16 protein-coding genes are annotated in these 14,312 nt (G+C 38.0%); 11 read left to right on the forward strand and 5 right to left on the reverse strand.

Annotated elements, in window-relative coordinates; genetic code table 11:
• Positions 1–34 precede the first annotated feature (34 nt).
• The 3 genes from I6J02_RS15905 to I6J02_RS15915 all read left to right on the forward strand — a co-directional run bounded on the left by I6J02_RS15905 (position 35) and on the right by I6J02_RS15915 (position 1,434).
• The gene (locus I6J02_RS15905) at positions 35–484 is read left to right on the forward strand and encodes an SRPBCC family protein (protein ID WP_201678817.1); all 450 of its coding nucleotides are present in this window, start codon (positions 35–37) and stop codon (positions 482–484) included.
• Between the two features lie 11 nt (positions 485–495).
• Positions 496–897 carry a glyoxalase gene (locus I6J02_RS15910; RefSeq protein ID WP_201678818.1) on the forward strand — a complete coding sequence of 134 codons (402 nt, stop codon included), beginning with the start codon at positions 496–498 and terminating at the stop codon, positions 895–897.
• Positions 898–1,089: 192 nt separating this feature from the next.
• The gene (locus I6J02_RS15915; RefSeq protein WP_236582038.1) at positions 1,090–1,434 is read left to right on the forward strand and encodes an ArsC/Spx/MgsR family protein; all 345 of its coding nucleotides are present in this window, start codon (positions 1,090–1,092) and stop codon (positions 1,432–1,434) included.
• A gap of 20 nt (positions 1,435–1,454) precedes the next feature.
• Here the strand turns inward: I6J02_RS15915 and I6J02_RS15920 are convergent, their stop codons facing one another.
• Entirely contained in the window at positions 1,455–1,865 is a 411-nt protein-coding gene (locus I6J02_RS15920; protein ID WP_201678820.1) for an MFS transporter, read from the reverse strand.
• A gap of 210 nt (positions 1,866–2,075) precedes the next feature.
• Between I6J02_RS15920 and I6J02_RS15925 the strand changes: the two genes are divergently transcribed.
• Complete coding sequence (locus I6J02_RS15925) at positions 2,076–2,348, forward strand: hypothetical protein (RefSeq protein ID WP_201678821.1); 273 nt, start codon at positions 2,076–2,078, stop codon at positions 2,346–2,348.
• A gap of 103 nt (positions 2,349–2,451) precedes the next feature.
• A complete protein-coding gene (locus tag I6J02_RS15930; RefSeq protein WP_201678822.1) occupies positions 2,452–2,967 on the forward strand; it encodes an O-acetyl-ADP-ribose deacetylase in 516 nt (171 codons plus the stop codon).
• Positions 2,968–2,982: 15 nt separating this feature from the next.
• Here the strand turns inward: I6J02_RS15930 and I6J02_RS15935 are convergent, their stop codons facing one another.
• The 3 genes from I6J02_RS15935 to I6J02_RS15945 all read right to left on the reverse strand — a co-directional run bounded on the left by I6J02_RS15935 (position 2,983) and on the right by I6J02_RS15945 (position 6,919).
• The gene (locus I6J02_RS15935; protein WP_201678823.1) at positions 2,983–4,266 is read right to left on the reverse strand and encodes a rhomboid family intramembrane serine protease; all 1,284 of its coding nucleotides are present in this window, start codon (positions 4,264–4,266) and stop codon (positions 2,983–2,985) included.
• A 534-nt stretch (positions 4,267–4,800) separates the two neighbouring features.
• Positions 4,801–5,883 (reverse strand): NAD(P)-binding domain-containing protein, encoded by a 1,083-nt coding sequence (locus I6J02_RS15940; RefSeq protein ID WP_201678824.1) that lies wholly within the window; start codon positions 5,881–5,883, stop codon positions 4,801–4,803.
• A gap of 13 nt (positions 5,884–5,896) precedes the next feature.
• Positions 5,897–6,919: an LLM class flavin-dependent oxidoreductase gene (locus I6J02_RS15945; protein ID WP_201678825.1), complete on the reverse strand. Its 1,023-nt coding sequence runs from the start codon at positions 6,917–6,919 to the stop codon at positions 5,897–5,899.
• A gap of 411 nt (positions 6,920–7,330) precedes the next feature.
• Here I6J02_RS15945 and I6J02_RS15950 point away from each other — a divergent pair, with 411 nt between their 5' ends.
• The 6 genes from I6J02_RS15950 to I6J02_RS15975 all read left to right on the forward strand — a co-directional run bounded on the left by I6J02_RS15950 (position 7,331) and on the right by I6J02_RS15975 (position 11,533).
• Positions 7,331–7,906: a CAP domain-containing protein gene (locus I6J02_RS15950; protein ID WP_201678826.1), complete on the forward strand. Its 576-nt coding sequence runs from the start codon at positions 7,331–7,333 to the stop codon at positions 7,904–7,906.
• Positions 7,907–8,118: 212 nt separating this feature from the next.
• Positions 8,119–8,625 carry a hypothetical protein gene (locus I6J02_RS15955; RefSeq protein ID WP_201678827.1) on the forward strand — a complete coding sequence of 169 codons (507 nt, stop codon included), beginning with the start codon at positions 8,119–8,121 and terminating at the stop codon, positions 8,623–8,625.
• Between the two features lie 137 nt (positions 8,626–8,762).
• Positions 8,763–9,515 carry a hypothetical protein gene (locus I6J02_RS15960; RefSeq protein WP_201678828.1) on the forward strand — a complete coding sequence of 251 codons (753 nt, stop codon included), beginning with the start codon at positions 8,763–8,765 and terminating at the stop codon, positions 9,513–9,515.
• A 27-nt stretch (positions 9,516–9,542) separates the two neighbouring features.
• A complete protein-coding gene (locus I6J02_RS15965) occupies positions 9,543–10,037 on the forward strand; it encodes a hypothetical protein (RefSeq protein WP_201678829.1) in 495 nt (164 codons plus the stop codon).
• A 286-nt stretch (positions 10,038–10,323) separates the two neighbouring features.
• Entirely contained in the window at positions 10,324–10,629 is a 306-nt protein-coding gene (locus I6J02_RS15970; RefSeq protein ID WP_201678830.1) for a hypothetical protein, read from the forward strand.
• A gap of 175 nt (positions 10,630–10,804) precedes the next feature.
• Positions 10,805–11,533 carry a hypothetical protein gene (locus I6J02_RS15975; protein ID WP_201678831.1) on the forward strand — a complete coding sequence of 243 codons (729 nt, stop codon included), beginning with the start codon at positions 10,805–10,807 and terminating at the stop codon, positions 11,531–11,533.
• A 575-nt stretch (positions 11,534–12,108) separates the two neighbouring features.
• Here the strand turns inward: I6J02_RS15975 and I6J02_RS15980 are convergent.
• Positions 12,109–13,659: a M20/M25/M40 family metallo-hydrolase gene (locus I6J02_RS15980; RefSeq protein ID WP_201678832.1), complete on the reverse strand. Its 1,551-nt coding sequence runs from the start codon at positions 13,657–13,659 to the stop codon at positions 12,109–12,111.
• Positions 13,660–14,312 lie beyond the last annotated feature (653 nt).

The raw sequence follows: 14,312 nt of genomic DNA on the forward strand, positions 1-14,312 counted from the left end.
TAATTGAATATTTATACTTAAAATCTCAATCAAGATGAAAACTAACACTGTTTCCCTTCATAGGGTAATTAAAGCAAGTCCTGAAAAAGTATTTCGTGCTTTCGCAGATCCGGTTGCACACGCCACCTGGATACCACCTTATGGTTTTCTATGTACTGTCCAGGAAATGGAATTCAAAGTCGGAGGAAAATTCCGTATGACATTTATTAATTTCAGCACTGGTCACGGGCATTCGTTTGGTGGTACATATCAGGAAATTATCTCCAATCAGTTTATCAAATACAGCGATAAGTTTGATGATCCCAATCTGCCGGGAGAAATGACAACTACGGTTTCATTACGTCAGGTTTCCTGTGGTACAGAGCTTCATATCGAACAGAGTGGTATTCCCGATATGATACCAGTAGAGATGTGCTATCTGGGTTGGCAGGAATCGCTGGATAAAATGATCAGACTTGTAGAACCACAAATACCGGATGCATAATTTAACGGCAGATGTTACATCAATCACATAATATCTTTCAAAGTGGGGTATTTATTTCCTTTGCCGGCAACTGTAAAGAAGCGCTGACTTACTATCAATCTTGTTTTGGCGGGCAGTTGAAATTCCAGATGATGGAACAGCATCTGGAGGGATTTGAAAAAGTTCCGGTTATCAGTGGTTCATTGATTTCAGATAGTGTTTCTATTTACGGCTCGGATTTAATACCGGATGAAGGCCGGCAGACAGGTAATTACCTTGCAGTTTTTCTGTTGTGTAATAATGCTCAATCCCGGACACTGCTTCTGGAAAAGTTGATGCCAGCTTTCACAAGTTCATGGACAAAAGATGAGGAAACAAAATCGTTGATTGAAGTAACGGATCGATATGATGTGAGATGGTTGCTGGCAGTTTAGTCCGGCTGTGAATAAGGTATACACAAAATACTTTCACTAACTAAAAATTCCTTAGCTGGTTCTGATCCTACTTCCGAACCAGCTATTTTTTCATTCTAAGCCGTTTTTCATACATTTGATCATCGTAAGAATCTGATTTTTTGAAACCCAATACCGCTAAATCGTAGTATGATCAAAATATATCATAATAATATGTGCAGTAAAAGTCGGGCTGCCCTGGAGTTGCTGAAAGAATATACACCGGAAGTAGAAATAAAGGAGTATATAAAGGATGTTCCTGGTAAAGAGGAACTCATCGGGCTTTTAGATATGCTTCAACTCAAACCTCTGGAGCTGATCAGACGCAATGAAGCTGTATTTGAGGACAAGTTTAAAGATGCTCTGCATTCAGACGAAGAATGGATTGATATTATACTGCAATATCCTGTTCTTATAGAACGTCCTATAGTTGTCAGAAATGGTAAGGCCGTGATTGGTCGTCCCACAGAACGGATAATTGATCTGCTGACAGATGGGCGAGAACGAGACCTAACCTAAAAAAATAAAGAGGGCAATTCTTACTCTCTGTTTCCGGTCTTAACAGATAATCGGTTGTACCAGTTCACAAATACACCTAACAAGGCAATGGAAACTCCGCAGGTAAAGACCGATTTTAATAATACGGCTTTGATAAGCTCTGCATCAGTGTAGGTAGACCAGCAGGCGTGCCTGTGCGTAAATTCGACTTTATTTATCCATATCCAAAAAAACAGTACAGCTGCCAAAAGAAAGTAATCCATTGTTTTCTGATTCAGCAGGCTCAGTAAGAATACACCTGTAAACTGGATTGGCATATAGAATAAAATCCCATCCAGTAAGGAGCTTGTACCATCAATACAGGATACACCATCCGGCAGGAAAAAGGCCATTTGTATGGAACCGATGATAACAGATACAAGACTGATGAAAAAGGCTCTTCTGGCTTTCATAGGTATTTAGACGCTTTATTTTATAAAATCTGTTTAATGGCCAAATATATTATAAACAAATGGAAAAAACAGCTGGATGACACTGACTTATTGTTTGAAGTCTGATTTTTTAGAATAAAAATTATAAGCTATTTATAAATGGGTAGATAGATTATTATTTATGCTTTTTTTGTGAAAACTTTCGCATATTTATGGAGTGTTCACCATATTATGAAAACTCTTGAAGATAAAATATTAAGCTTTAATGACTGGTCAAAACCCTGGACATTCCACGCATTTGTTTTAATGGACAATGCGTTAAGAGAGGATGAAGTAAATCTGTTCAACAAAATATGGACAGAGGCAGGGGATGGCGAACTATGGAAGAACCAGGATCTGATTTCAGGATGTAAAGCCAGTCAAACATACATTAAAAAACATTATAATTTAGCTGATATGGCTGTTGCAAATATAGTCAGAGCACTTTCTTATGAATGGAAATAAAAATGTTTGAAGTATGTAAAAAAGTATAGATGGAGATGTATAATATCATTTTTTTACCTAAGTAAGAGTATGCTTGTATAGTTCATATGAAATAAAGAGAATAATGATTCAGTTAATAAAAGGAGATATTACTAAAATTAAAGTAGATGCCATAGTCAATGCTGCAAATACTTCACTGCTTGGAGGCGGTGGTGTAGACGGAGCTATACATAAGGCGGGTGGTAGTGAAATTCTCTACGAATGCCAAAAAATCAGAAATAAACAAGGTGGCTGTAAAGTAGGAGAGGCCGTTATTACTACTGCAGGTAATCTACCCGCTAATTTTGTAATCCATACTGTCGGGCCTGTATGGAATGGCGGCAAGCATAATGAAGAATCATTGCTTATTTCAGCATATAGAAATAGTCTGGTATTGGCAGAAGAAAATAAAGTTCAATCCATTTCATTTCCAAATATAAGTACAGGTATTTATAAATTTCCGAAGAATCTTGCAGCTACAATTGCGATACAAACCGTGTCTGAATTTTTAAATAATGCAACTCAAATTGAGGAGGTTATTTTTGTGTGTTATGATCAGGAAAACTATGACTTGTACAAAGAGATACTTCATAAAAGATAAGATCCCGGAATTTATTTATGAATAACTTGAAACTGGCAGTGTTTTAAGCAGTACACTGCCTATTATTAACCCACTAATGAGTCCGCCTACATGAGCTGCATTGTCAATTCCTCCGATCATTCCCCATAATAAGTTTATTCCTACATAGATAATAGCAAAAAACAGCATTCCATAACTTGGCTTTTTACTCTTAACAACATCCCAGATAAGCAGAGCTAGAATGGCACCATACAAACCAAAAATAGCTCCTGAAGCCCCAATACTTGCAGTATTAGAGTACCAGTATATACTTGTAAGACTGGCGCAAATACCTGTCAATATGTATAGCATAAAATATTTTTTCCATCCCAAAAGTGGCTCTAACATAATACTTGCCAATATAAGACCAAACATGTTAAGTATGAGATGGCGAAGGCCTCCGTGTATAAATACACACGTCAATAAACGCCAATATTCACCATGCGTGGTTTCATAACGTCTGTTAGCTCCCCATTTCATGAGTTCATTTGTATCCGGAGACATCATATCTACTCCAAAGAAAATCATTGCAAGAAAAACAATAATATTGAGATCTAATATAATACTGGTTCCGAAATGATCTCCTTTGGGTATCAGATAGCGTAATGCAAGTATAAAATCATCTTTTTTATGAGTCGTTGTGCTTTTTAATCTCCTGCTTTCCAGTTCACTAAAACCAGGTTTTAATAGACCAATTAGTAAAATAAGCAGACCTATACCAAAAGATCCGAAGATCCAAATAAATTTATTGCCATTCCGATTCTCATATTTTCCCTGTTGAGGTTCTAAAATAATAAAGGAATCATCTATTGGAACACGAATAATTGATGCAATAGCTTTTTGAAAATTTTCTTTAGTATCGGATTTTGGAGTTTTCTCGAAATGATTAAGATTATGAAAATTGTAGGTTTTGATATTATTGACAGATTTTTTGAAAAAATCAGCGTATAGTTTTTCTTTTTTATCCATACTAAGGCTATTGCTGATTTTTTTAGAGTATTGTATTGCATACCAATGTTTGGGAATTGCGGATAAATCAGCATTGGTATAATCCATTATAGGTACAACAAAATAAGCAGTAAAATTCAGGTCCTGATCATACTTTCCTCCTATGTCTGTTTCTACATAAACTCCTGTAAAAGTGGTGTCTATATTGAAATTACCTAATTGATAGTAACGTATATTGTCTGTAGCTGTTATTTCGTTTACACTTGTCGGCCTTTTAATTTTTCCGGTTGATGTTGTGAAATAATTCTGAGTAATAGCTGAAACTGCTGTCATGGTTAACCAGCACAGCATAATCAAAAATATTTTTCCATCATCTTTATTTCTCTTGTAAATAAGTGGACGGAAGCGCTGTCTTAACCAGAATATAATGGGTATTGCCGGGAGAGTTATTGGGATCCAAAACTCCCATATGCTTTCCTTAATATTAAGCAGTGGAAATTTTATAGTAAAAATCCATCTTCCAAGCAGTAAAATTAAAGTACATGCTATTACGGATATCAGAAATATGGGGATAATATGTTTGAGTTTTTTAATGTAGGAATCCATTCCTGATATAAGGTTGCTTTTCTTAGTTGTTGTTTTTAGTATGTGTATTCCTTTTTATAGAGATTTTGTCATAGAAATTGAGCCACAATAGGATGTTTAATGTTCATAAACTAAAAGGTTTAATTAGGTTTGGTTGTAAAATAATGGTTTTACTAATTTACTATTACGTCTTGAATATTGCAAACAAATCCTTTTCGGCTATGTATATACCTATAAACTTTCGTCTTTATTTGGTTTTAGCTGTTTCTTCAGAGAAAGGGTTTACAACCCTAATGTCTTGATAAGTTCTCTGGCAGCAGCTCCTCCCGCCCGGTTTGCACCGATTGTAGAGGCGGAGGGACCGTAACCTACCAGATGAATCCGGGGTTCTTTTGCAACCTGGGTTGCCAGTCTTCCATCCATCAGGATTCCACCACCGTCCTCTCCTGGAACTACCGGATTCAAGTGCTCAAGCGATCCTTTGAAGCCCGTATTCCAAAGTATAACGTCTGCATTTTGTTCTCTCCCGTCTTCCCATTTTACACCGGAAGCCGTTATCTCACTAAACATCGGGAACCGATTCAGTACGCCACGCTTTTCCATGTCCCGAACAGCTTCAGAATAGGGCAATCCGGTTACAGATACCACGGACAGCGGTATCAATCCCTGCCTCACCCGTTCGTCCACCATAGCTACAGCTTCATGTCCGGCAACATCATCGAACGGGCCTTCTCTGAATACCGGAGGGCGGCGTGTAACCCATGTAGTCGAAGTGACTTTAGAGATTTCATCCAGTAGCTGAATGGCAGAAATACCACCACCAACAATAACAACATGCTTGCCCCGGAAGTAATCCGCATTCCTGAAATCTTTGGTATGTAACTGCTCTCCCTTAAATAAATTTTGTCCCGGGTATTCCGGGATATAAGGATTTTCCCAGGTTCCTGTGGCATTTATAATACCCAGGGCAGAAAAAAGCGTGTCAGTTGTATCTATATAAAATCTATTTTCATGCTTATAGACGGTTTCGACCTTTAAAGGGCGATATACCTGCAACCCGAATTCTTTTTCATAGGCATCAAAATAATGCGGAACAGCGACATTAGCCTGTACTTCCTTTTCATCAGTATCCAGCGTTTCTTCAAAAGACATTCCCGGCAGGTCGTGAATCTTATTGACTGTACTCAGTGTAAGTGAGGACCACCTAAATTGCCATGCACCACCCGGATTCGGAGCTTCGTCGAGAATAATAAAATCCCGGCCAATTTCCAGACCCATTTTTTTGAGATGATAAGCTGATGAAAGACCAGCCTGACCGGCACCAATAACAACAATCTTAGTTTTAAAGCGGAGATTTTTTACCATACATATATCGAGATTACCGCCATCCCAGGCCAGGAGCTACATGTTCCAAAAAAGAAGAGAGTACATGTACATTATACTCTACTCCCAATGTATTGGGGATAGTAAGCAAGAGTGTGTCTGCCTCTTGTATGGCCTCATCCTGTGCCAGTTCACGGATAAGCTGATCCGGTTCTGCAGCATAACTTCTGCCGAAAATGGCCCGTTTATCTGCTTCAATCATTCCGATCTTATCGTCTCTTTCAGCTTCATGGCCAAAATAATAACGATCCTGATCATTGACCAGTGCAAATATAGATCTGCTCACCGATACACGTGGTTCGCGCGTATGTCCCGCTTCTTTCCAGGCTTCTTTATATAACCTGATCTGCTCTGCCTGCTGTACATGAAAAGGCTTACCACTTTCATCGTATTTAAGAGTGGAGCTTTGAAGAAGCATTCCGTTCTGTGCCGCCCACACTGCTGTGGCATTTGATGCAGCACCCCACCAGATACGATCTCTGAGGCCTTCCGAATGAGGTTCTAAACGTAACAAACCCGGTGGATTTGGAAACATAGGATAGGGGTTGGGCTCAGCAAAACCTTTTCCCTGAAGTCCTTCCAGAAATTCCAACGCTTTCCTTCGTCCCATATCTGCGTCTGTTTCACCCTCAGAAAGTGCATAGCCGAAATAACGCCAGCCATCGATAACCTGCTCGGGAGAACCTCTGCTGATACCTAACTGTAACCGCCCGCCCGATATCAGATCGGCTGCTCCGGCATCTTCCACCATATACAACGGATTCTCATAGCGCATATCGATCACTCCGGTGCCAATCTCAATTTTGCTGGTTCTCGCTCCGATAGCTGAAAGCAAAGGAAAAGGAGAAGCCAGCTGCTTTGCAAAATGATGTACCCTGAAGTAAGCCCCATCTATACCGAGCTCTTCTGCTGCTACTGCCAGATCTATAGACTGTAGAAGGGTATCACTTGCTGTCTGTGTGCTATACGCAGGATGATTGGCCCAGTGACCAAAGGATAAAAAACCTATTTTTTTCATGATTCCACTATGAAAGTTGATAAACTATATGTCAAATTTAACAAATGTTATTGTTTTGCAGGTTCTGCCGATTGTCCGTTACATGTAAATAAAAAACAGCGTTTTCTAAAGTGGTCATAAAGATCTGTTAAAAGCTGTTTTTAAACATATTTAAATTTTGGATAGATATTTGTACTGTAGCTGCTATTAAAAAATACAGGATAACAGATTGTTTTTTCAACATTATGATTCTCCTTTCTATCTTTGCAGTTGAAAAAATCAGACTTACTGCAGATAGCATCTGGGGTTACAGTATTTGAATAATTTGAGTATGGCCTGATTTTATACAAAATAATGCATATTAATAAGGGGGAGACAAAGCCTGTTTGTAAACCCGAAAAAAAGAACACTTACTATTAGAAACAATACAAAATGAACAAAAGGGGATTATTCATACTCTTAGGGAGTATTTATTTAGGGCTTTGTGCAATATCCTGTGAAAAATCGGTAGATAATAAAGAAGCTGAGCCAACCGAAGATCAGACACAGACTGATAAAAATAAATCTGAAATTAAAACAAATTTAGATAATACACTTATCCTGCAGCTGGTCAATAAGGTTAGAGTAGGAGGCTGTGAATGTACAGACAAAGATACTAAGCAGGTGGACAGAATGCCTGCGGTACCGGCACTCATCTGGAATGAAAAACTGGCCGGCACAGCTGTTAAGCATGCGCAGGATATGGAAACAAGAAATTACTTTTCTCACACAAGTCCCGAAGGAGAAACCTTTGGCCAACGGTTGAAAAATAACGGATACAATTACCGTCTGGCGGCAGAGAATATTGCCAGAGGACAGCGTACAGAAGCGGAAGTGGTAGAAGCCTGGTTAAACAGTTATGGTCACTGTAAGAACATTATGCTGGCAGATGTCAAAGAAATGGGAGCAGCCCGTTCACCCGGAGCTGGTTTTTATTGGGTACAATTGTTTGGAACTCAATTACAATAAGAAGAAATCGTACATAGAGATTTCCTGCATAAAGCAGAGAATGTTTAGGATATAATGAACGCGCTAACCTTAAGTAGCGCGTTTTTTATGTTTTATACAAATCGGTTAAAGCTTCTTTACAAACGAATAATAAAAGAAGCACAACGAATTTTGATTGAGCTAAACAACTTTATATAAGAAGTTGTTATTTGCAGTATAAAACTTAAAAAAATATGAAGAATACATTATTTTCAGCAATTATTGCTTTATTAGTATTGACCTCATGTGGCGGTAAATACGATTATGGATATAACGAAAAAATGTCCAGCCTGTTTCTGAATTGTATGGAAAAAGTGGATGAGAGCCACGAAAAGCTCATGAATGGAGAATACAATATCAGCAAAGCAAATAACGAAATCTCTTATGATATGGCATTAAATAGTGTGAAAGGCCTTAGTAGATATACTAACCAAATTAAGGCAGAAGCACAGGAACTGACACATAGTGAGATCGCCAATGAATTTCACGATGCGTCAATCGCTTATATGACAGAAATCGGAGACGGATACGCTCCCTTGCTGGTCAAGTATATAGAAGAGCAGGATTCGGTGTCAAGAGATGCCATCCGTAAGGAATTGATTCTCAAAAAAGAAAGTATCGATAAAGCTGCAGACAAATCTAAAGAGGTGCAGATCGAATTTCTTAATAAAGCCGGAATCAAAATAAATACAGAAGGGTAAGCGTATCCGATAATTTTCAATGTAAGATGCAGAGATTATTCGCTCAATATGTTTCATGTGCCTGTATAATTTTCATATATACAAGTTGCAAAGATACTCCTGCACAATCAGTCGTTAAAGCTGTACATACAATAGATATGCTGTCTTATCATGTGCCAGACAGTATACGCCCGGTATGGCTGGCAGAAACGTATCATCATGTGATCCCTGTAGAGCAGAAGCATATAGCAAAGTTATCAGGCAATTATCTGCTGGATATTCCTTTGTCGGAAAAGTCTGATGCTACTTATGTATTCTATATGCATGAAAAGATACCTATATCTCTATTCCGCAATCCCTTGAGCTTTTATCCTTCTATCCGGCAATTTATCCTGATTATACCTGAAAACAGATATGATCAGGACATTTTTGGGACTTTTGGAACTAGCATATATACAGAACCGCCAACAGCACATTATTATTACCGGATTATACGAAATGCAGATAAGATACAAATAGACAGTGCCTATCTGACCAGTGGTGCAGAACCAAAGATAACGTATACAAAACCTCTAGTTCCTGCTGAGATGACGGCTGTATACAGACGTGAAAGCTATGGATCCAGGTGTTGTCCGAAAGATCCGATGTGGGATATAATCGGGGAATATCCTGTATTTATAGAACAGTTTGAAAAAAAGTATAAAGTAAAAATTACAGGAACCTACTCACAGATGGAAGGCCTGGAAGGAGAACATACTAACCTGTACACACTTCCTGATCTGACTACAGAACAGCGTCTGCGTTTTATAGTAGAGAAACGGGCGCAGTGGATTGACAAAAGAGAGGAAGTAAAGCTTAAGTTTGAACCACAAATCTTTACACCGGAACTGATCGCAATACAAAGAAAATAAAACTAAACGCTAAAACATACACGGATAATGGAACTAAAAGTATATGATGAAGATGGCATCTTTGCAATAGTAAATAATGATACTTACAGGTCTTTTGTACATGAAGACTGGTCACTGGAACAATTACAGTCACACTTTGTCCGGGAAATGAACAATCTACATTGTATTGTATGGAAGGTGAGTGACGAAGGAGGGGATTGGCTTTTGCAAATAATGACTGAACCTTCTTCTCAGAAAAGCTATAAAGAATTCAAAAGAGAAATAGAAGTGACAAACGGAAGGATCTATTTCGTTAACTATACAGATCTCACTATGGCTGCTCAGTTTGATGATGAAACCTTACCTCTCAAAAAACAGGCTGATTGGTATATGAATCTGGATAACGGTTATTATGAAATCGAAGTAAGGCAAATGTTTGATCCGGAAGAATACGCAGATGATCAGGTGATAGAAATAATTCCAACAAGGAAAACAGAAGCCAGTTACATAGAAACCGATAGCGTAATAGTGTGGAATGATTAGAAAAATCCTTTTCATATTCTTGCTGACGGTATACGCTGTCTTACTAATTTTTTATCTGGGACTCGTGGTCCCCGAATATCTGGCCTGTACGAGCTGTATGTATGAGGGAGAAAAGGTTATGGACATATGGGGAAGCGAGGTTGATTGCTCCGGAGAGAACCAAGCTGTGGGAGAAGCATTTTTTCAGCTTCTTTCTATTGTTTTGACGTTATACAGCATTTTGATCATTTTTATAATCTATTGGATGAAACGGTTTAATAAAATCAACAGACAAAAACCTTAATCTATGAAATATATCGGTATACGAATAGTACTGCTGTTGCTGCTGTTACTGGTTATCTATTACGTCAGTGATTATATCCAGGAGCATACGGTTGTCGATGACGGAGATTATAATTTCGAAGGCGTAATCGCTTTTTTTCAGATGACCCTTGCTTTAGCTATTATCAGTCTTGGTCTGTTTATGTACGAAGCCTTTAGGTTTCATAAAAGGAAAGAGATTAAAAAACGAAATGCAAGTCTGATACTAATCAGTTTGATCTTGATTGTATTGATGCTGTTTGCCGGGTACTTTTTTCAGTTTGTTTATTAATTTTCACGTATAAGCAGCATTTGCCTTATTATTTTCTGAGTATGTTACAAATAATTATGCAAAGGGTCTTATATTAGAGAGCAATGTAAACAGGTAAATCGGAATCTTGAATCTGTTCGGAGAAATGAACTGATGAGCTTCAGATATATGTAAAGATAATTTCAAGAAAAACAAAATGCAGATACTTCTCATCATTATTGGCGTCATGGTACTCACCTTAGCTTTTCTTTGGAAGATTTCAGGTGTTGGTACAGGAGACGAAACTGTAGCCGAAAATTTTTCTGAAGCACATAATGGTTTTTTGTATACTGAGAAGAGAGATGCTTATATAAAAAAAATCATACGCAGATACCAACAACTAAAATGGGTTATCATCGGAATTATTTTGATTACAGCTTTTATGCCGTTTTTCATAACAGTCTCAGATACGCTTAGCTTTAATGGTAAACTGGATCCGGAAAGATATGAGGCCAGAATGAGAGACAGTTATTTACTGCTTGTATGTATGTTAGGAATAGGTTTGCTAACCTGCTTTTTTAGCTGGATGATTTTCAAAAAGACAGTCCAAAACTATATAAAAGTCATAATGGAGCTGGATAACATACATTTTGAAAAAATGATAAGCGTAAATAATTATCTGGGATTGGTCAATCAGTTTATGATGAATGCACCATTTATTATAGGATCGTCTAATCTGTATGTATTTAAGTTAGCGAGAATACTTGTGTTGCCCTGGGCTGAAATCAAGTCCATCAAGACCACAAGTGCTCCACGAAATGGTTATTTTGTTCGAGTAAAAGTCAAAGAGAAGACCTGCTTTTTTACGGTCGGAGAACCACAAATGGTTGTAATATTAGAGACTGAAGCATTGAAATACAATCCTGACATTGAAGTTAAAATTTAATTTTCTCCTTGTTAAGGAGAGGGGATGAGTTCGATCTGTAGTTATTCTCTCCTTTTTAGGGATAGATGCCCGCAGGGCAGAAAGGTTGATAGGTGATGTTGATAGGGTTTAGTAGGTTAATAGAGTTTATAAGCTTTACATCTGTTTCAGTTGCTGGTGAGGCCACCAGCAAACGCAAATGAGTGGATTTATTATTTGTTTTTGCGTCAGTTGGCGTCCTCGCCAACTGTTTTATATAGCTATTCTCTCCTTTTTAAGGAGAGATGCCCGCAGGGCAGAGAGGTTAATATCTGAAGTTGATCGGGTTTAAGAGGTTAATATAGTTTATAAGCTTCACATCTTTCTCAGTTGCTGGTGAGGACACCAGCAAACGCGAATGAGTGGATTTATTATTTGTTTTTGCGTCAGTTGGCGTCCTCGCCAACTGTTTAACATAGTTATTCTCTCCTTTTTAAAGAGAGATGCCCGCAGGGCAGAGAGGTTAATATCTGAAGTTGATAGGGTTTAATAGAGTTTATAAGGTTAGAAAGAAGAAGGAATAATGTTTTCATGAACCTAAGATTTATGTACACTATTTACTGCTTCATATCATAGTTTTTCATTATTGAAGAAAAATACTGAATCATACGCCCGTAATTTTCTATACTGATATATTCATTGGTACTATGTATACTTTGGCGCTCAGCAGTATTAATGGAAAAAGGAATAAACCGATACACATTGTCACTTACAATTTCATACTTATAGGCGTCCGTTCCTCCTACAGTCAGATAGGGTGTAATCAATACATGAGGATAAATTTCGCGAATAGTTTTTTCCATAACCTCATATGCCCTTGTATTCGTTGCGGAAATTTTAGAAGCCTCCCGTGTATTATCGACTTCTTCTACCTTGACATCGAAACCTTCACAAGCTTTTGCAATATGATTTTTTACCTCAGCGACAGTGTTGCCCGGTAATATTCTGAAATTGACCACAAATTCCACCTGTGGGGATAAAACATTTGTACCATCACTACCTTCCATCATGGTCAGAGCTGTAGTGGTACGCACAAGTGCATTTGTCGCATTATTTGTGGTAAGTTTGCTCAAAAGTACAGATTCCAGTAACCATCGGTTAGCAATAGCCATGCGGGTAGTGAAACTCATATCACCTCCAACATTCGTAAAGAAATCTCCAATCACAGGAGAAATATAAGGTTTCATCTGATTTTCTTCCAGACGTTGCATAATGATTGCAGCTTTGCCGATAGCGCTCTGTAGAGGAGGCATAGAAGAATGACCACCCAGACCGTTGACTTTAATACGGGCAGACAGAAAACCTTTTTCTGCACAGCCAATCAAAGCAATATCTGTATTAATACCTTCTACAGCACCCTTTTGCATAATAATTCCCCCTTCATCATAGACCGCATCAAAATGTAGGCCTTTGCGTTTGAAGTCTGCAGCGATCTCGCTGGCACCTTTACTTCCTCCAACTTCTTCATCACAGCCAAAAGCCAGGTAAATATCCCTTTCAGGTACATATCCATTCTTCATAAGAGCTGTCATACTTTCAAGTAATGCAAAAAGCATACTTTTCATATCCAGTGTGCCTCGGCCATATACGCGCCCGTCACTGACAGCCCCGGAAAATGGGGCATAGGACCATTCTTTAGCTATCTCTTCTGCAGCTGGTAGTGGCTTGTCTTTAATATTAAATATTACTGTAGAATCATTGTTTTTGACAGGTGCATCACCCGGAGGCACTACATCCATATGCGATAAAAACAAAATTGGTTTTAGTGAACTGTTTTTGCCTTTCCAATGGAATACCAGGCCGTATTGATTATTGACTGTATACTGCTTAGTGCCTTTGTGAACTTCAGGATAAGCTTCCTTCAAATAAGCCATAAAGCGCTCAAAAGGTTCAAAATTAAATGTTCCCATAGAGCCTGTGGACACCGTCGGGATTCGGATACCCTGAGCAAAACGGTATACTGCCGAATCACTGACAGGTACAGCGGTTTGCGTATCTGTATCAGCTGAAGCCGGAATTTTTCCAAATGGGTAAGTAATTGTTTTGATCACAACTACACCGATAAGAACGACAAGAAGAAAAAAGAGGATAATAAAGAACTTTTTCATAGATCAGAAATTTGGAGAATACAGATGCTATTTACTTCAGGATAAGCCATACATATGTCTTATCCTAAGAGATAATCGATTATAGCCAAATATAATAAAGTTATTTTATAAAAATTCTCTCTACTGCTTTCTTCGCCAACTGTTTGACATAGTTATTCTATCCTAAAAGAGATTCTGATTTTTCGGGAGAGCTTATAAATAAAAGTTTAAAACCTCACCCTAACCCTCTCCTTAAAAAGGAGAGGGAATCCGTATGATCTACAGTTATTCTTTCCTTTTTAAGGAGAGATGCCCGCAGGGCAGAGAGGTTGATTAGGTGAAGTTGATAGGGTTAATAAACACAATTTCAGAACCTCACCCTAACCCTCTCCTTATGAAGGAGAGGGAATCCGTATGATCTACAGTTGTTCTCTCCTTTTTAAGGAGAGATGCCCACAGGGCAGAGAGGTTGACTAGTGGAGTTTATAGAGTTGAAAAGGTTAATAGAGTTTATAAGGTTAGAAATTGATAAAATAAGTTTTGAGTGTAAATAAGTAAAATAATACCCACATTATCAGTGTATTGTCACTTTGTTTTTGTTTTCGATTAATCTTTTATAAATAATATGCAGTCATAAAGAGCAAAGAGTAATCACATACATTAGAAAAACATTA

Source organism: Sphingobacterium spiritivorum (assembly GCF_016725325.1).
GTDB lineage: Bacteria > Bacteroidota > Bacteroidia > Sphingobacteriales > Sphingobacteriaceae > Sphingobacterium.